14 protein-coding genes are annotated in these 18201 nt (G+C 60.9%); 11 read left to right on the plus strand and 3 right to left on the minus strand.

Annotated elements, in window-relative coordinates; translation table 11 throughout:
- Position 1: 1 nt before the first annotated feature.
- A complete protein-coding gene (locus NE850_RS09695; RefSeq protein ID WP_007180771.1) occupies positions 2–418 on the minus strand; it encodes an OsmC family protein in 417 nt (138 codons plus the stop codon).
- Positions 419–692: 274 nt separating this feature from the next.
- On the opposite strand from NE850_RS09695, the gene NE850_RS09700 reads away from it, so the two are divergent.
- The 3 genes from NE850_RS09700 (at position 693) to NE850_RS09710 (ending at position 2975) form a co-directional block, all read left to right on the plus strand.
- A complete protein-coding gene (locus NE850_RS09700; protein WP_165186886.1) occupies positions 693–2096 on the plus strand; it encodes an aminotransferase class I/II-fold pyridoxal phosphate-dependent enzyme in 1404 nt (467 codons plus the stop codon).
- 65 nt (positions 2097–2161) lie between these two features.
- Complete coding sequence (locus NE850_RS09705; RefSeq protein WP_157187816.1) at positions 2162–2797, plus strand: hypothetical protein; 636 nt, start codon at positions 2162–2164, stop codon at positions 2795–2797.
- Positions 2760–2975: a YSC84-related protein gene (locus NE850_RS09710; protein WP_232064207.1), complete on the plus strand. Its 216-nt coding sequence runs from the start codon at positions 2760–2762 to the stop codon at positions 2973–2975. The genes NE850_RS09705 and NE850_RS09710 overlap by 38 nt, the downstream gene beginning before the upstream one ends.
- Before the next feature lie 183 nt (positions 2976–3158).
- Here the strand turns inward: NE850_RS09710 and NE850_RS09715 are convergent, their stop codons facing one another.
- Both NE850_RS09715 and NE850_RS09720 read right to left on the minus strand, forming a co-directional pair.
- A complete protein-coding gene (locus tag NE850_RS09715; protein WP_035518516.1) occupies positions 3159–4463 on the minus strand; it encodes an amidohydrolase family protein in 1305 nt (434 codons plus the stop codon).
- 1011 nt (positions 4464–5474) lie between these two features.
- Entirely contained in the window at positions 5475–8531 is a 3057-nt protein-coding gene (locus NE850_RS09720) for an ATP-binding protein (protein WP_232064210.1), read from the minus strand.
- Between NE850_RS09720 and NE850_RS09725 the strand changes: the two genes are divergently transcribed.
- The 8 genes from NE850_RS09725 to NE850_RS09760 all read left to right on the plus strand — a co-directional run bounded on the left by NE850_RS09725 (position 8530) and on the right by NE850_RS09760 (position 17944).
- A complete protein-coding gene (locus NE850_RS09725) occupies positions 8530–8769 on the plus strand; it encodes a hypothetical protein (protein WP_157187814.1) in 240 nt (79 codons plus the stop codon). The genes NE850_RS09720 and NE850_RS09725 overlap by 2 nt on opposite strands.
- A complete protein-coding gene (locus tag NE850_RS09730; RefSeq protein ID WP_035517935.1) occupies positions 8766–9437 on the plus strand; it encodes a response regulator transcription factor in 672 nt (223 codons plus the stop codon). Before NE850_RS09725 ends, NE850_RS09730 begins: the two co-directional genes overlap by 4 nt.
- 349 nt (positions 9438–9786) lie before the next feature.
- Positions 9787–10539, plus strand: coding sequence for a response regulator (locus tag NE850_RS09735; RefSeq protein ID WP_232064211.1), 753 nt, complete (start codon positions 9787–9789; stop codon positions 10537–10539).
- 403 nt (positions 10540–10942) lie between these two features.
- Positions 10943–11509 (plus strand): fimbrial protein, encoded by a 567-nt coding sequence (locus NE850_RS09740; RefSeq protein WP_007180763.1) that lies wholly within the window; start codon positions 10943–10945, stop codon positions 11507–11509.
- Positions 11510–11613: 104 nt separating this feature from the next.
- Positions 11614–12378, plus strand: coding sequence for a fimbria/pilus periplasmic chaperone (locus NE850_RS09745; RefSeq protein WP_007180762.1), 765 nt, complete (start codon positions 11614–11616; stop codon positions 12376–12378).
- Between the two features lie 166 nt (positions 12379–12544).
- Entirely contained in the window at positions 12545–15148 is a 2604-nt protein-coding gene (locus NE850_RS09750; RefSeq protein ID WP_007180761.1) for a fimbria/pilus outer membrane usher protein, read from the plus strand.
- Between the two features lie 68 nt (positions 15149–15216).
- Positions 15217–16179, plus strand: coding sequence for a fimbrial protein (locus NE850_RS09755; protein WP_007180760.1), 963 nt, complete (start codon positions 15217–15219; stop codon positions 16177–16179).
- 229 nt (positions 16180–16408) lie between these two features.
- On the plus strand, positions 16409–17944 hold the full coding sequence (locus tag NE850_RS09760) for an EAL domain-containing protein (RefSeq protein ID WP_084747803.1): 1536 nt from the start codon (positions 16409–16411) through the stop codon (positions 17942–17944).
- Positions 17945–18201 lie beyond the last annotated feature (257 nt).

Below are 18201 nucleotides of genomic sequence, written 5' to 3' on the forward strand. Positions count from 1 at the left end.
GTTAGGGATGAGCCGTGACTGCGACGGAAATCGGGCCGGCGCGGCGCACCGTGTTGTAGATCACGCAGCCGCTCGTGAAATGGTCGATCAACCGCTGCGCTTGGGGCTGCGTCACGCCGTGCACCGTCACCTCGATATGCACGCGGGCAAAGCGAGTACGGTCGTCAGGGTCGCGCAGTGAATCGACGGTGGCATCGGCATGGCGCACGTTCAACTCGAATTCCCGCGCGGCCTTTTCGACGCTGCCGAGTGCGCACACGCCGAGCGCCGAGAGCAGAAGCTCCGAAGGCTCCACTGCCGCCGTCTCGCCGTCGCGCGCGGAGGGCGAATCGGAGGCGAAGAAATTTCCGCGGCTTTCGACCAGATAGCGGCCAGTCACGCCGATGGTTTTTGCGGTTGCGCTGCGCTGTTCGCTCATGAGAGTGCTCTTTCCAGATGGTTCGATAAGATTGCCGTGACGTGATTAGATACCCGCTCTGACGTTCGTTCCAGTAACATATTCAGATATGTTTATATTATAAAAATATGTTCAACGTCGCGATCGGCGATCGACAATGCTGTCGAAGAGAGAAAGCCCGAGGATGCGAAACGGCTCGAAACGGCGGCACAGATCGCTGCGCGGAACCCTTTTCCCTTATCTGGCGCGGCACAGCGGCGAATTAACCGACAGCGAACATGCAACGGATGATTGAATGACCAAACACCAAACGGCGCCCGACGGCGTGGAGAGCGAAACCGGCCAACTGGCGGAGGCGGACTGGATTGCACGATATGTTCAAACGGACGGCGGGGGCGACCTGGTCCACAGCATCCGCGACCTGATCCGCACCGGGCGGCTGCAGGCGGGGGCGCGCCTGCCGACCGTGCGCGTACTGGCGCCGCTGCTCGGCGTGAGCCCGGCAACCGTCGCCGGCGCGTGGTCGCGGCTGCGCGACCTTGGCCTGATCGACACGCGCCGGCGCGGCGGCACGGTGGTGACGGATACCGGAACACGAGAAACCGCCCGTGCCGATTCCCCCGACGATCATTCGTGGGACCTCGCACAAGGGCTGATCGACTACGCACTCCTGCCCGATCTCGGTCAGGCGCTGCTTGCCGGATCGCGAGAACCCTCAGCCCATCGCGCGTCGAAGGAGCACGCCATACCGAGCCTCATTGCCGCCGTAGCGCCCACGTGGCCATTCCGGCCCGAGGCGTGGAGCACCGCCGGCAGCGGCACGGAAGGCACGCTGCTCGCCATCGAGGCCGCCGTGGGCGAACAGCGTCTCCTCGCCATCGAATCGCCCACGAGTCCGCGGCTGCTCGACATCTGTTCGACGCTCGGCCTCGAGCTCATTGCAGTGGAGTGCGACGGGCGCGGCCCCACGCCTTCGTCGCTGCGCACCGCGCTCGAGCGGCGGCCAGCAGCGTTCGTCTATCAGCCCCGCGCCCAGGTGCCGCTGGGACACGCCGTCGACGCTGCACGTCTCGACGAGCTGGCGCGGTTGCTTCACGAAAGCCCGCAGACGCAGATCGTGGAGGATGATTTCATCGGGCCGCTGTCGTTGCGCAGCGCACCCAGCATGGGCGCATTGCTGCCCGAACGCACGCTCCTCGTACGCGGCTATTGCAACACTTACGGCATCGACTTGCGGACCTGCGTGCTCGCCGGCTCGTCACGACTCATCGACCGGACGCGCAAGCTTCGCAGTTTTGGCGCCGCGATGAACAGCCGCATTCTTCAAGGTGCGCTGGCGTGGCTTTTGACGGACACGCGGACCAACGCGGCGGTCGACCACGCCCGCCAACGATATGCCGCACGACGCTCAGCGTTGCGCGATCTGTTGCTCGCGCGCGGCATGAGCGCCCAGGGTGACGACGGGTTGAACCTGTGGGTGGCGGTGCCTCACGAAGAGACGGCGATCGTCGCGCTCGCCGCGCATGGCATATCGGTTGCGAGTGGCAGCCGTTGCCACGTCGGCCCGCGCACTGGCGAGTTTCTTCGCGTCTCGACGGCGCGGCTTCCCGACTCTGCGGAAGCGCTTCGACGGATTGCCGACAAGTTCGGCGCGCTGGTCAACCTGGAAGCGGGGCAAAGCTCGCGTCAATTGGCCTAGCGATAACCCGGCCCGCAGAGAAATTCTGGCCAGGCGGGGTTTCGATGGGAGGCTCAAGCTCGCTCATGCAGCGCAGCGCGAATTCGAATTTCGGCCCCTCGACCAGCATGCCCGATACGTCCTTCCCGTCCTCCCAACGACTCAATACATCCGTGATGGGTGTGCTGGCGATCATCGGCAATTGGACACTTCCGCATTACGACACGCTGCGTGCGCTGAGCGTGGAGCGGGTCACGCAGGACGCAATCACTTCTCTGGATTTCTCCCGGCTCGGCGGACACGACACCGCCGGTGCTGCGTTGCTTGCACAAGTGCTCGGCCCGGAACGTCTGCAAAGCCTGTTGCACGACGCCACCGGTCTTGACCATGATCGCCTCGCCCTCCTCGACGCAGTTGTGCTCGCCGTCGGAAAGGTCGCCGGGCAGCCCGTTACACGACGGCGTAACGGTGTGATCGAACTACTCGAGCGCATCGGTGCGGCTGTTCTGCGACTCGCCCATCGCACGGTCGCGCTACTCGGGTTCATCGGCCTCGTGCTCGAGTCGCTGATGCTTGCCGCGTGCCGACCGAAAGCACGTCCCCGGCGCACCGAACACCTATTACAACGCGAAAGCTGCTTCAGTGGGTGCACAACTCGGCTTCGAATCGAAGAGCGTGGCCCTCGTGTTTCTCACCCAGAACGCGCTCGACCGGTTCCGTAACAGCAAGAGCTGGACGCTCGGCGTTGATGGATCCGTGGCCTTCTTCAAGAGCGGCGAAAACGGCAAATTCGACACCAACACAGCTCGCCATTCCATTGTGGGCGTTGTCGAGACCAAGGAAGGCCTGATGTTCGACCTGTCGCTGAAGGGCACGCATTTCTCGAAGGCACCGGTCTGATTGCGGCATCGACCGCTTACCCGATCGCAATCGAACGCAGCGCATAACCAGGTGTGGTGCAGACGTTGCGAGCGGCACCAGGTACACAGCCGTTCAATATTCGCCGGACTTCGGCGCGCCATGTCGTCGCAAACCGCGTAATTGGAAAGAGAAGATCGACATTGGCGCTGGAGGACGTCCGGCCTATTGAACCCGCAGACCCAAGGTGTTCTTGTAGATCCGGCCGTCCTTCATGATGATCCTCATGCTCCTTTGTGGCTCCGAGATCAGCGAAATGTCCTCGAGCGGATTTCCTTCGATGACCAGGAGGTCCGCAAAAGCGCCGGGCTGAATCATACCCAGCGCGCCGGGATAGGGACTGCGCAAGCCTGACAAACTGAGGAGCTCTGCATTGCGGCTGGTGCCGAGCCGCAGGACATCGACGTTCTCGAACCAGCGACTGAGTTTCGAAAGCTGCCTGCCTTGCGTCAAGGCACCCGGAGGATTGAACAGGACGTCCGTTCCCCAAGCCATATTCACGTTGTGCTTCTGCCCGAGCTCGAAGGCTCGCACCGTCCCTTCCGCGATAGCCTTCTGCTGCAGACGCTGCGCTTCAGTCGCCTTTGGGTTGGCGTCCTCGTCGGCCAGGAATGGCTGCAGACTCCACCAGGCGCCGGCATCGGCAATCCTTCGCACGGTCTCTTCGTCCGCAAGCTGGCCGTGCTCGATGGACTTCACCCCGCATGACAAGGCTCGGCGAATGCCGGCCGAGGTGTACACGTGGGCGCAAACGTAGGTTCCCCAGTCCGATGCCGCGTTGACCGCGGCGCGCATTTCTTCTTCCGTGTATTGAATGGAATCGAGCGGGTCGAACATGGAAGACACACCCCCGCCCGCCATGATCTTGATCTGGCTCGCGCCGAGCATCAGTTGTTCGCGCACCCGTCTGAGCATCTCGGGCACACCGTCGGCGATCGATGATATGCCCGCCACTTCCGCAGCGCTCAGTGAGCACAATGCGGTGCGCGGCAACTCGCTGCGGCTGCGGAAGTCGCCATGTCCGGACGTTTGCGAAATCATCGCGCCTGAAGGAAAGATTCGCGGACCGGCGACGCGGTTCTCGTCGATCGCCCGCTTCAACGAGAAAGAGGGGCCGCCCACGTCGCGAACCGTGGTGAAGCCGCGCAAGATGGTGCGCTCGGCTTCCTGCGCCGCCAGAAGATAGATATACGTGATGTCGGCCGTCATTGCCACGCTCAGTGGAACGGCGGCAAGAATCGAATGCCAGTGCGCGTCGATCAGCCCGGGCATGATGACGTGCCCCACGCAATCGATCACCTGCGCGCCGCCGACATCTTGTCCTGTGGGAACCAGGTCCTCGACCCGGTTGCCGTTTACGACGAGGTCGTGCCCCTCGTGCAGAATGCTGGAAGTTCCGTCGAAGATCCGCGCGCCTCTCAGGACGACGGGGCCGGCCGCCGCCGCCGGAGAGAAGACCGGGTCGGCCATGCTGTGGCCGCCCGCTGCGAAACCGGATTCGAAGTCATGACCTGCCGAGTGGCGCGAAACCGTCTCACTGATACGGCGGCAAATGTTGTGCGTCAGCGCGTTCTGACAACCGCATCCGAAGCGATGCCAGGAACTCCGACTTTCGTCGTCATACGTGTTTACCATCTCGGTCTCCGCGGTTTACCGAATGCACTGGACTCTTTTCACACCTGACGTCACAACAGACGATGCCGGCGCAACGCGCGTTCAATATACATGGTCGCGTGTCCGGGGGCATTGATACACCGAAATATACGTATTGGCATTTTATTCACATGGCATGCCTCATTCGATGCATGCGATTGTGTCTGCTTGCATTGATATGGCGAAACGTATATCCTCAATTCAACCGGGATGTCCATTAACGGAAATTCCCGGCTTTTCAATTAACCCTTTATCTTTTTGGCATGACTTTATTTTTCCATGTATAGCGGCTAATTGCGATCGCGAGGCAAGCAGTTTCGATTGCCGCGATCCACCTCACTTTGCGGAGGTTTCTCATGGCACGACGTTCGATCGTCTCACACTGTCTACTAGCCACCTCTTTGCTCTTCGTGTGCTCCGTTGGGAGCGCTCAGGCGAGCGGTGTCATCCGCTTCAGCGGAATGATCGTCGAGCCACCCTGTTCGCTGAGCATGAGCGACAATGCGTCGAGTCAGGCGCGTTTCAATATGACATGTCCCCGTCCCGCTGCTGGCAGCGTCGCTTTCATGAATACGTCCAGTCAAACCCCGTTGCGCACGTTCAGGTTAACCCAACAGTCACAATCGGTTCGTTTGCCAGCCATTGATACGACGAAGAGTCCGCGGATAATCGCAGTCGTTACCTACCTGTAATTGATAAGCTCTAACGCGTTAATCCGGATAGGTCGCAATCCTGTTGGCTAATAGCCCGATATTGATTCGACTGTGCCGCTTTCCGGATTGACGCGATAATGCTGCGCGCTATCGTTGAAGGGCCATTGGTTCTCATTCAGCTGCGCGCACCGCTCTGCCCGGATTCCCCGGCCCGCGCCATTCTATCGAGTGCCGAGGCAATGCGTTCCTGCACCTCGCCGAGCGTATGCTGCAAGTCGCCGGCCGCGGCGTCTGCTTCGCCGTCGAGCATTTTCTCCAGCCGTGTGCATGCTTCCACCACGTCTTCGGCGTGCAGCATCGCAAAACCACCCTTGATCGAATGAACCCGCGACGATACCGCGCCCCAGTCGCCTTGCGCCATCGCGCTCTTCAATACCGCCAGCGAATCAGCGGTCTGCCGCTCCAGAGTGGCGCGCAAGTTGTCCGGCAACGCAGGGGCCGAGCGCCCCGCCGCCGCGTCGATGGCAGCCGCGGCCCGGGGATGAGCCCCGAGCCAGAGATAGCGCCGCGCCGCGGCATCGATCGACGCGAGCGACATCGGCTTGAGCAGCACGCCCGATATTCCCGCCTCGCGAAAGCGCCGCGAATCGGCAGCCGTGACGTCGGCTGTGATCGCGATGATCGGCGTGCGCGCTCCCTGATTGCGCAGGCATTGCGCGAACGTGTAGCCGTCCATCACCGGCATTCCAAGATCGGTGAATACGAGATCGTAGTGCCGCTCGTTGAACTTGCGCAGCGCGACCAGACCGTTCTCCACGATATCGCTCGTGTAGCTCAGTGTGTCGAGCTGATCGCGGATCAACTCACGGTTCACCTCGTCGTCTTCCGCCACGAGGACATGGATGCCGCGCGTGTCGGTTGCCTCGTCCGCCGTTTGCGAGTCGCCTTCGTGGGCGGGTGCTGTATCGTCGCCGTGCCGAAGCGGCAGCGTCACCGTGAAGATGCTGCCTTGGCCCTCTTCGCTGCTCATCTCGATCGTGCCGCCCATACCCTCGGCGATTCGCTTGCAGAGCGCCAGCCCCAGTCCCGTGCCTCCAAAACGGCGAGTAATCGACGCATCGATCTGATCGAACGCATCGAACACGCGTGCCTGACGTTTCGCAGGAATGCCGATCCCGGTATCCGTCACGCGAATCACGAGCGGTATCGCCGGGTTGCCTTTGCCGGCGCTCACCTCGATCGACACGCTTCCCCGGTCGGTGAACTTGATGGCGTTGCTAAGCAGATTGACGACCATCTGGCGGATTCGCCCCGGATCACCCAGGTAATAGCGCGGCAGAGCCGCATCGATGGTATGCGTGAGTGCCAGCCCTTTGCGTTGCGCAAGCGGCATGAACATCGAGGTTGCCTGCCGGACCAGATCCGCCGCGTCGAAGCGGATCGATTCGAAACTCATCTCGCCCGCTTCGACCTTCGAGAAATCGAGAATATCGTTGAGAATCTGCAGCAATGCCCGCGACGACGACGCAACGGTCCGCACGCGCGCAACGACAGGCGCCGCCTGCGGCAGCCGTTCGAGCAGTTCGAGATGTCCAAGAATCGCGTTCAGCGGTGTGCGGATTTCATGACTCATCGACGCGAGAAATGCACTCTTTGCGGCATTCGCGCTGTCCGCCGCGTGCCGCGCGGCAGTCAACTCGCGCGCCAGCTGACGCTCGGCCGTGACATCCGATAAGGCTGCCACGATAACCGGTTGCCCCTCGTAAAACGACGGAGTCAATTTCGCTGCGATGTCGATCGTGGAGCCTTCGCCGCTTGGCAGATGCAGTTCGACATCGGAGGTTGTCGCCGCGTCGCCGCGCGAGGCCCGGAAGGCCGCTGGCGCGTGCTGCTTGAGCATGCCGCCGATCAACACATCGCCTGCCGCCGCGACGCGCTTTTCGAGCGCCTGCATGTGCGCGCTCTCCAGCAGCACGGTATGGTTGTCGGCGTTGACGAGCGCCAGCCCGACCGGCACGGTTTCGATCAGGGTCCGACTCAGATGTTCGCTGTCGAAGACACGCTCCGAGCGTTCGAACAGAGGCACGAGGATCTTGCGGTTGAACAGCAGGACGAAGGTCCACAACAGGATAATCGCAAGGCCCGTGGCGATGGCCGATCCTGCGATATCCCGCGCCACGCGGCCGGCAATGACCTGCCCCGGCAACGAATAGGCCAGTTTCCATCCCGTGTTGCCGAGTGGCGCGCAGATCGACAGTTTGCCGTCGTGGAACGTGTCCGTGATGTCTTGCGTGGCAGAAGCGGGCTTCTGGCAGTGTGCCATCACGTAGTCCCGTTCCGACGAACTCAACTGACCGGATGCACTGCTCGTCACCGGCTCGGAGCGTTCGTCGAGGATCCAGTAGGCGCCGGAAAAACTGCCGGGCTCCAGTCGGTCGATCAATCGCTGCGGGCTGAATACGCCGGCCACCACACCGAACGGGCGACCGTTCGCACTGACTGGCGCGAGGATGCGGAGCAGCGTTTTTCCGCTGAGCGGATCGACCTGCGGACGCAGCCAGCGTAATTGCCTGGTGCGGCTCTGCTGCGCAGCGGCCCATGAAGCGAGGTTCGCCAGTCCTGCCGCGTAATAGGCCAACAGGCGTGCCGTGTCCGCAATGGCGGACTGTATTTGCGGGTTCGACAGATCGGGCAATGGGCTGATAGCGACCGCCGAGGCCGTGGGTGTCGCGATGTAGCCGCTGAGTCCCCACGGCAGTCCCACCGCATCGTTCATTGTCTTCACCAGGTTGCTACCCGAACCGGCGGTGGCTTTAGCGATGGCAAGGAAGCGGCCGATCCTTTCACCGTCCATGCTTTCCTCGCGAGAAAGCCGGACGATCAAGGCGCCGCGGGAATCCGGGCCCGAGGCAAATACCAGGCGGCCGCCCTGCCCTTCGAATGCGCTCACGTCGGCCGCGTCCGCAGCGCCACTGCTCTTCGACACGGTTTCGACGCCCGCCGCCACGATACGAACACGGGTCTCGCTCGCCCAGACAATGTCCATGACGCGTCCCAGATCGCGCTGGAACGTCTGCCGTTCGTCATTCAGATCCTCGCGAACGTAGCCGGCGAGACTCAGCGCGAAAGCCAGCAGAATGAAGAGCGTCAGTGCCGCCGCCCCCATGAACAGAATGATCCGCTGATGAACCCGGAACCGCGCAAGCAAATCAGGAGACGACGATGGGCGCATGGCTAAAAAATATCAGGCTGGTTTTGTCGCCGGCGCGCAGACGACGCTGCGGCTCGCACGGCGAACGCAAACAGATCGGGCCCCGAACCAGGGCATGGCGGATATCCGGCTGGCATTCAATCGCCCTACGGGCGAACTCTCCTGGTATGATCCAAAGATGACGTCGTGGCGAGGCGAAAGGCCGCGTTTGCAGGCCCTGAATCGTAATCGGCATAAATGCGGGGCGGGGAAAAGATGAGCGCCGGAAACCAGTTTTCGATAAAAGTCGTGATCGCCGACGACCATCCTACTGTACTGGGTGGCCTCGTTCATGCGCTGGAGCCGGTCAGCACGATACAGATCGTCGCGACCTGCCAGAATTCGACCGAACTGATCGCGGCGCTCCAGAAGCAAACTTGCGACGTGGTCATTTCCGACTACGCGATGCCGAGCGGCGAGTACGGCGACGGACTCGTGCTCTTCGAATACCTGCGGCGCCATTTCCCGAAAGTCGGCATCATCGCGCTCACAGTAATGGACAGTCCGGCGGTCATACGTGCACTCATCTCGGCCGGCGTGACCTCCATTTTGAGCAAGTCCGACGCGACCGGTCACATCATCACGGCGATTCATAGCAGCTATGCCGGCGGTTCGTATCTCTCACCTACCATCGAGCAAGTCGTGAACAACAGCGAGACGACCGGTGATCAACAGCCGCTTTCGCCGCGCGAACTCGAGGTCGCGCGATTATTCGCCTCCGGGCTCTCCATGACGGACATTGCCAGGCGGCTCAATCGCAGCAAACAGACCGTCAGCACCCAAAAGACCACCGCGATGCGAAAGCTCGGCGTGGCGAACGACGTCGAACTCATCCGCTATGCAATCGAAAGCGGGCTGATCGCTTCTCCCTCCACTAAAGACAAATAAGCGCGCCTTCCGCGCTCGTCACACCCCACGTACTCGAACGCGCGGAGCGTGAATCATCTCGACTTCCGCCCGATTTTCATACGCTTCCTTTTCACTTTCGTACTAGTACGACTGAAAAGCGACGAAATAGCTTACTTGTATGATATCTGTAATCTTCCGGTATTTATAAACTGATTTTGGTTGCCTTCCCAACGGTATTGGTCTTCGGGCTGAAACGTCTCCCGGCGCAAACCAGAGGCACCCGAACAGTGACGGCGAGCGCGTAGTACCCAGGCGAACCGACGTTTGCACGGCGACCCAATTGCCCAACCGCCCAGTCCGCCGTCTGGAGCCTCAGGCACCCGGCTTCATGCCGCGCGCCGCCTCAATCAACGGATACCATTGCATGAACCATTTCTCCATCCGCGTTGCGATTGCCGACGATCACCCCGCGGTTCTGATCGGACTGCAACAAGTCCTTGAGCATGCCGGCCAGATAGAACTCGTAGGAACCTGCCGGAACTCGACGCAGATCGTCGAACTGCTGCAACATGTGGCATGCGACGTCGTGATCTGCGAATACACGTTACCCGAAGGTAAATATCGTGATGGCCTGGAATTCTTTGGCTATCTGCAAAGGAATTTTCCAGATATCGGCATAGTCGTGCTGACGACGATGAACAATCGCGCGGTGGTACGAACCCTCGCCTCTCAAGGCAATCTGTCCGTCATCAGCAAGGCCGATGCGACGGGACACATTATCACCGCAATCCATGCCACCGTTGCGGGAGGCAACTACCATTCGCCGACCATCCGATCGATTGCGTCGAATGTCCACAGCGGCGCAATTCATACGGCAACCGAACTCTCTCCGAAAGAAGCCGAAGTCATGAGGCTCCTCGCGTCCGGAAACACGGTCACGGACATTGCGGCTTATCTGAAGCGCAGCAAGCAGACAATCAGTTCGCACAAGCGAAGTGCAATGCGCAAGTTCGGCGCTTCAAACGATATCGAACTGATTTCGTTCATGCTGAGCAGGGAGCGTGAGATCGCGCCGTTAGTCATTCAGCCGGAAAACCCGGCCTCTACGCGCGCGATGCATCAGGACCTCGACGCGAGATGAGTTGAAACGACAGTGCGGCCTCACCTTACCGGCCCGTCCACACGGACGCGCCAGGCCAGTACACGATTGTTGAACCCGCCGTACTTGACCTTCACGCAATGTTACCGGCTACTGCCACGTCCTTCGCGTTCATCAGCACTGACAGCCTTTCTGGCATTCCCCGGATCCGCGGGATCCGCAAAGCAGGTTACGAATTGCATGGGCCCACGAAACGCTCTTTCCCAGAGCTTTAGTACGAGTACTACAAGCCAGCGGCAGCATTTCGTTTCAGTCCGATATCGCGATAAAGCCAAAGCCGTCAAAATTGTTTTCGACGGGCGCAGTAGCACAACAGCGATCCGCCGCTCACTCCTTGCGAGTGAATCCCATTATACGAATACATATCGTAAAAGGTAAAGAGAATATGACATTCAAAGCGAATCACCTCATCAAGACATTTGCAGTCCTTTCTATTGCGGCAGCGGCTCACACTGCAATGGCAGCAGACGGTCAGATCACCTTCAACGGCCAGGTACTGGCAACCACTTGCACGATTTCGGCGGGCGGCGGTGCGACCGGTACGAACAACATGACGGTGACGCTGCCGAGCGTCTCGGTCGCCGCGCTCAGCAGTTCGGGCAACGCCGCGGGTCGCACACCGTTTTCGATCAACCTGAGCGGCTGCACCGGCGACTCCACGAAGGTCGCAGCCTTCTTCGAGGCCGGCGACACGGTCGACCAATCGACGGGCCAGATCAATCTCGTCGCCACCGAAGGCGCGACCAGCGCAACGAACGTTCGAATTCGCCTTCTCAACAACGCGCAAAGCCCGATCGTCGCTGGCGCACCGGCCGGCCAGCAGAACTCGCAGACGGTGGATCTGAATGGCGGCAGTGCATCGCTGCAGTACTTCGCGGAATACGTGGCCACGGGCAAGGCAACGGCCGGAGCGGCGAACTCGCGCATTCAGTACTCGCTGAGCTATCAGTAACTCCGAGCGTGCCGGCCGGCGACATCGGTTCGGCACATACGCCGGGCGGTTCCGCGCTCGCGGAATCCGCCCGGCCAGTCAGTCAGTCAGAAAGGAATAAGCAAATGAGTCAATGGATATCAAAAGTATTCGCCATGCTGGCTCTGGGCGCAATCGTTCTGGGCAGCACGGCGGAAGCAAGTGTCGTCATCACCGGTACACGGGTCGTTTTTCCCGGCGACAGCCGTGAAGTAACAGTGAAGCTCTTCAACGACGGGAAGGCTCCGGCACTGGTTCAGACGTGGATGGACACCGGCGACGAGAAAGCCGCGCCGGAATCAATCCAGGTGCCGTTCGTCCTGACGCCGTCGATGTTCCGTCTCGATCCGGACAAGGGTCAGACGTTGCGCATGGTCTATGCCGGCGAGCCTCTGCCCAGGGACAAGGAATCGCTGTTCTGGCTGAACGTGCTGGAAGTACCGCCCAAAGCGAGCGGCGAGGATGCAGCGAACAGGATCCAGTTGGCATTTCGTTCGCGGATCAAGGTGATGTATCGGCCTGGTGGACTGCCAGGGACCGCAGAGGAAGCCCCGAGGCAACTGACGTGGGAGATTGCTCGTCGCGACGGAGCGGAAGGTTATGAGTTGACCGCATCCAATCCCAGTTCGTATGTCGTGAATCTGGGCAGCGTCGAGCTTGAGGTGGCGGGACGCAAATACGAAATCGAGCCCAAATACGTTCTGGCGAAAGGCGTGGCTCGCTTTCCGGTTCCCGGACTCTCTTCGGTTGCGTCGAACGGCACGACTGTGACCTACAGCAGCATCGACGACTGGGGTGTCATCCGCCCCGCAACACCGGCCCAGGTCGCCAACGGCAGCACGCAGCGCTAACACGTACTGCGCCAGAGCGTTTGCCCTAGTCCATTTCTGTTTCGCTAATTCGTTCCTGCTGGCGCTGAACGCGCCCGGCAGGCGGGTGTTCGCCCTTGCTCGACTACGCGGCACGCATTGCCTTCCACCCGACGTTGCCAGTCTCAAGAAACAATACAGGATCAACATGACGTTATCTTCCCGCCATGGTGGCCTCGACGGTGGTCGGGTGCCGCGACTCGACCCGCTCTATCTTGCCGTACTGTCCGCGCTTCTGTTCTGGCACGTATCGGCCGATGCAGCACCCACGCCTTCCGCATCCGACGACGTTCAGTTCGATAGCGGCTTTCTTGCCCATACTGGCGGTGGCAGCATCGACCTTACCCGTTTCGAGAAGGGCAATATCGTATTGCCAGGCGAATACAGCGTCGATGTCTATGTCAACGGCAACAACGTTACGCGCACCCAGATCACGTTTCGCCAGGTAGGGGGTAAGAAGGATGCGCAGCCGTGCTTCGGTGCAGTGCTCCTCGAGAGCCTCGGCGTCGATCTGCAGAAGCTGCCGGTCGACGTGCGAGACCGGAAGCCGAGCGAGGCGTGCATCGAGCTTCCGCAGATCATCGCAGACGCAAGCACCGCCTTCGCATTCGACGATCAGCGTCTCTCGCTCAGCATCCCGCAAAGCGCGCTGCGCAGGACGCCGCGGGGCTATGTCAGCCCGGATCGGTGGGATTCCGGCGTGACCACCGGCCTGCTGAACTACAGCGCGGACGTGTATGCCACCCGCAACAACGGTGGACCTTCGACATCGCAGGGCTTTGCGGGGCTGACGGCCGGGTTCAATCTGGGCGACTGGCATTTCCGTCATCAAGGATCGTATAGCTGGGCGAACGGCGCCGGCGCGCGCTATCAGGACATCGCGACGTATGTTCAGCGCGACATGCCGTCCCTCACCTCGCAACTGACGGTCGGCGAAGCCTATACGTCTGGCGATCTTTTCGATTCCACCCAGTTTCGCGGCATCAAGTTCGAGACGGATGACCGGATGTTGCCCGACTCCATGCGCGGCTACGCGCCGATCATCCGGGGTATCGCGAGGAGCAATGCGCGCGTCACGATCACGCAGAACGGCGTCAAGATCTATGAAGCGACGGTCGCGCCGGGCGCATTCGAGATCGACGATCTGTATGCCACGGGCTACGGCGGCGACCTGAACGTTTCGGTCAAGGAAGCCGATGGTTCCTCCCACGATTTCTCGGTGCCATATGCGGCGGTTCCGCTCGCATTGCGTCCCGGTACGCACCGCTATAGCTTCGTGGCCGGCACCGTCCGGCCATCGCAAGGCGACAGCAATCCGGTGTTCATGCAGAGCACATGGCGGCAAGGCATCACAAACCTGATAACCGGTTACGGTGGCATGACCGCCGCGCAGGGTTACATGTCGTTCGTGCTGGGCACCGCCCTGAATACTTCATTCGGCGCGTGGGGACTGGACGTCACGCAGGCAATGACGTCCGTGCCGGGAGAGAAGCGCTATAACGGGACCAGTGCGCGGATCAGCTACTCGAAGTCGATTACGCAGACGTCCACGGATATCGCTATTGCGGCATACAGATACTCTACCGGCGGCTTCTTCGGTCTCAACGATGCCATGCTGGCGCGCGAGCGCGTCCGCGACGGCGGATTGGCGAGCGATATTGCTCGCCAGCGCAGCCGCGCTTCGCTGTCGGTCAATCAGGATCTGGGCGGACGCGCGGGTCGCTTCGGCATGACGTTGTCGGCGAGCAATTACTGGAACCGTCACGGGTCGGACCTGACCTATTCCGCCGCGTACTCGAACGTGTTCCGCAACCTCAGCTATCAGCTGTCGGTGACGCGCGAAAACACCAGCCTCGACAGCAGGAACACGACGTTCTACGCGAGCGTCAGCATCCCGCTCGGCAAGACAAAGCCGGTCATCGCATCCTCCAGCGTGACGTTCGACGACCACGGCAACGCCCGCGGCCAGGCAACGCTGTCGGGCAGCACTGGCCGCGACGACACGCTGTTCTACAGCATGACGGGCAACTATGCGTCGCAAACCGGCGGCTCGTCGGCCGACGGAAGCGGCACGCTCGTCTACCGCGCGCCGTATGCGGAGTTGACCGGAAGTGCAGGCGCAGGCCAGCACTATCAGCAGGGCTCGATCGGCGTGCGTGGCGCAGTGGTCGCACATCCGGGCGGTATCACGTTGTCGCAACCGTTGTCCGATACCTTCGCCATCGTCGAGGCTCCCGGCGCGGCGGGCGCGCGGGTTCTCAACTCGCAAGGGGTACGCGTGGACAGTCGTGGCTATGCCATCGCGCCGACGCTCACGCCGTATTCGCTGAACGAAATCGAACTCGACCCGTCCGGACTGCCGCTCGATGTCGAACTGCGTGTCACGTCGCAGCAGGTGGCGCCGCGTGCCGGTGCCGTCCCGCTGATCAAGTTCCAGACCGCTGTTGGGCGCACGGCGCTGATCACTGTGCGTCAAGCCAATGGCGAAGCACTGCCGTTCGGCGCACCGGTTCTGGACGAGTCCGGCAAGGAAGTGGGCGTGGTCGGTCAGGGCGGCCGGATCCTCGCGCGCGGGCTCGAAACTCAGGGCACGTTGACGGTGCGCTGGACCAATGACAGCGGTATGTCATGCGCCGTGCCGTACACGCTGGCCCCGACCAAAGACGGCAACTCCGTGCACGGCTATCAGACGATTGAAACAACCTGCAGGCCATTGCCGATCAGCGCGGCCAGCAAGCCTTCCGCGGAATGAAACGCTCGTTGTCTATCGACAGCGATCCTCAGGATTGTTGCAAGTTCAACAGACAGGAAACCCTCAGCATGAACAGATTCCTTTCCATTGTGGTGTCGGCAGTCTCATTGGCCGCGCGGACCGCACGTGTTCGCTGGGCAAGAAACAGCCTGGCAGCCATAGGACTCATGGCCGCACTTTCGTCGCCGGCATTCGCCCAGTATGCATTCGGACAGTCGACGATTACTGTGCCCGCACGCGTCGCCGCCGGTACGGTAGTCGCGCGCGACTACCTCACGCCGCAACAGCTGTGCTATTCAACGAGCTGCACGCTGACCTACGCGGAGTTGTATCAGTACGGCGGAGGTCAAAGAGTCCCCGGCCCAAACGTTCTGACTACGGTCACGGGCCTTTCGACCCGATTGATCGTCAACGGGAAGCAGATAACCGATGGCGCGGTAACACCGAACCTGGTCATCACGAGTCCCATAGAGATCCAGTTGGTCGCCAACGGACAGCAGATCATCGGCGGCCCATTGAAAGCAAATGGCTCTACCCCCTCCCCTGCGTACTTCATCATCCGTTTTGGAAGCTCTATGTACCAGATCTTTCTTGCAGCAACGGTTCAGACGATCGATGGAACCTGTTCGGTTCCAGATCAGCTCGTCACGTTGCCGACAGCAGGGCTCAAGAAATTCGGCAGCGCAGGCACCGTTCAGGGCGCGCAGAGTTTCAGTATTCGCCTCAACAATTGCCCAGCAGGCTTCAATCGGGTGGGCTACAGCCTCATACCGGTCGGCACTGAAGTGACCGGCTACCCAGGCGCATTGCCACTCAGCGCCGACTCGAGCGCAACGGGCGTTCGCGTAAGAATTGCAGATGCAAACGGTACACCCGTGACATTCAACACGTCGATCAAACTCAATGCCTATAACAAAACCACCGGCGGGTCGTATACCGTGCCTTACCAGGCGTCGTACATCAAGACGGCAGCCAATGTCACGGCCGGCACGGTGAATGGCGCCATGCTGGTGCTGGTCGACTATCAATAGATGAAGTTAGCCAACGCAAGTCGGCGCGGTAGCGGTAGCGGTAGCGCATAGCGTCGTGTCGCTCGCGCCGCTCCCCTCGACGAAAGCCGCAACTCCGCTCACGACTCTTCAATGCTCGAAGCACTCTATACGCAGAACGTACGTCTGAGCGATTAGAAGGAAGTGCCCGGACAATGCACGGCGCACGCGGCTAGCCCGCAATTTCTGGCTTCATACAGACAAGGATTTGATGATGAACCCCATTGCCCTGCCGCGCATCGCGCGCTCCCTACGCATTCCGGTTGCCGTTTCCATTTTTCTGCTCGTCGCGACCATTGGAATTGCAATTCAGCTACTCGTTATCGGCTCGCGTCTGGACAGACAGGCGGCTGACGGCAGTCGCGGCATTCTCGACGAGATCGAGAAGATGGTCGACCAGGCCTCCGACGCAGCCACACAAACGCTCACACTCGCGGGGCAGCCGTGCTCCCGCGCGGTGCTCCGTCTGCGCGAGGAGGTTCAATCGCGGCCTTACGTGCGCTCGGCGAATCTCGTGGACCCCGAGGGCGTCCTGTACTGCTCGTCTCTGGTCGGAGACGTCCACGAAGCAACCGATCCGAACACGTTTGCGAACGGCACGCTGGAACTACTGCCTTTCAATCGTGTCACGCCCGATTCGTCGCTGCTCGTGCTGCGCAGGGCCACGCACAACGGTGCGGCCCTGGTTGCCATCGATGGCCGCCATTTGATCAAGGTGCTAAAGACGTTCGACCCCGCCGGAACCGCGATGCTTCGCGTAGGCGACGTCTGGTTGAGCCCGGAGGGTGTACTGGCGAACGGTAGCGCCGCCGACGGAATGAAGTCGGCCGTAGCGAATTCGATGCTTTATCCGCTGGAAATCCACGCGGGATACAGCCGGAAGAATTCTGTCTTCGATCCCCTACATCGCTTCGCGCTCTGGCAGGCTGCGATCGTCGCCGTATCGGCCCTCGCGACCTCGCTATTCTGGTGGTTTGCCAGCAAGCCCCGAAACGCAAACAGGGTATTTGGCGACGCGCTGTTGGCGGGTGAGTTCTCGCCCTACCTGCAGCCGCTGGTCGACGCGCAGAGCGGCGAATGGATTGGCGCCGAGATTCTCGCGCGCTGGAAACGCGGCAACCAGGGTTTCGTGTCGCCCGACCAGTTCATCCCGATCGCGGAGGAATCCGGATTCATCGTGCCGCTTACGCGGGAACTGACGACTTCGGTTGCCAGGGCGCTCAATGCCGTCGATCTTCCTCTGGGATTCCATGTCAGCTTCAACGTGTCTCCTACGCAACTCATCGGGGGAGGTCTGATCGAGGATTGTCGCCGCTTTCTGCATATCCTTCGGCACTCGGATGTTCGGCTCGTGCTGGAACTGACGGAGCGCGAGCTTTTCGTGCTGGACGACGCCATGCGCGATTCGCTTGCGAGCTTGCGCAGTCTCGGCGTCAGTATTGCGATAGACGACTTCGGCACGGGCCACGCAAACCTTTCGCTGCTGAACGATCTGAGTGTCGATCTCTTGAAAGTCGACAAAAGCCTGATCTCAAGTGTCGCCGACAATACAGTGGCGCAACCGGTTCTGGACTGCGTGATCGATCTCGCGAAGCGGCTGAACGTGAAGGTGATCGCGGAAGGCATCGAAACTGTGGCGCAATGGCGTTACCTCGAACGCAAGGGAGTGCGCGTGCTTCAGGGGTATCACTTCGCGCGGCCTATGTCGCTTGACGCCTTTGCGACGCAAGTGGGCACGTTGGCGTAAGCCGCGTCACGGGCTTGCTGGAGAACTGCTGAAATCTATGGTGGGCCGGGTCGGAGTCACATTGCGCCGGCTTGGAGGCGCCGCATAAGGATCTCCCGATGTGGCATCCCCAAGTTACCCCCAGATCTACCCCCATGAAATGGCGGAACAGATCGGAATTAGGATCCGACAAAAATACCGCCCGAGGGTCAATCTCATCTTTGCCGCTATCACCTGTCGGTGTCGCGATCTCGCAACACACACACACAACGAAGGCA

It is taken from the genome of Paraburkholderia sp. USG1 (genome assembly GCF_031570135.1).
GTDB classification, from domain to species: Bacteria; Pseudomonadota; Gammaproteobacteria; order Burkholderiales; family Burkholderiaceae; genus Paraburkholderia; species Paraburkholderia dioscoreae.

Coding starts and splice junctions, on each gene's coding strand:
- NE850_RS09695 (WP_007180771.1), bottom strand. CDS start 418: ATGAGCGAACAGCGCAGCGCAACCGCAAAAACCATCGGCGTGACTGGC.
- NE850_RS09700 (WP_165186886.1), top strand. CDS start 693: ATGACCAAACACCAAACGGCGCCCGACGGCGTGGAGAGCGAAACCGGC.
- NE850_RS09705 (WP_157187816.1), top strand. CDS start 2,162: ATGCAGCGCAGCGCGAATTCGAATTTCGGCCCCTCGACCAGCATGCCC.
- NE850_RS09715 (WP_035518516.1), bottom strand. CDS start 4,463: ATGGCCGACCCGGTCTTCTCTCCGGCGGCGGCGGCCGGCCCCGTCGTC.
- NE850_RS09725 (WP_157187814.1), top strand. CDS start 8,530: ATGGCTAAAAAATATCAGGCTGGTTTTGTCGCCGGCGCGCAGACGACG.
- NE850_RS09720 (WP_232064210.1), bottom strand. CDS start 8,531: ATGCGCCCATCGTCGTCTCCTGATTTGCTTGCGCGGTTCCGGGTTCAT.
- NE850_RS09730 (WP_035517935.1), top strand. CDS start 8,766: ATGAGCGCCGGAAACCAGTTTTCGATAAAAGTCGTGATCGCCGACGAC.
- NE850_RS09735 (WP_232064211.1), top strand. CDS start 9,787: ATGCCGCGCGCCGCCTCAATCAACGGATACCATTGCATGAACCATTTC.
- NE850_RS09740 (WP_007180763.1), top strand. CDS start 10,943: ATGACATTCAAAGCGAATCACCTCATCAAGACATTTGCAGTCCTTTCT.
- NE850_RS09745 (WP_007180762.1), top strand. CDS start 11,614: ATGAGTCAATGGATATCAAAAGTATTCGCCATGCTGGCTCTGGGCGCA.
- NE850_RS09750 (WP_007180761.1), top strand. CDS start 12,545: ATGACGTTATCTTCCCGCCATGGTGGCCTCGACGGTGGTCGGGTGCCG.
- NE850_RS09755 (WP_007180760.1), top strand. CDS start 15,217: ATGAACAGATTCCTTTCCATTGTGGTGTCGGCAGTCTCATTGGCCGCG.
- NE850_RS09760 (WP_084747803.1), top strand. CDS start 16,409: ATGATGAACCCCATTGCCCTGCCGCGCATCGCGCGCTCCCTACGCATT.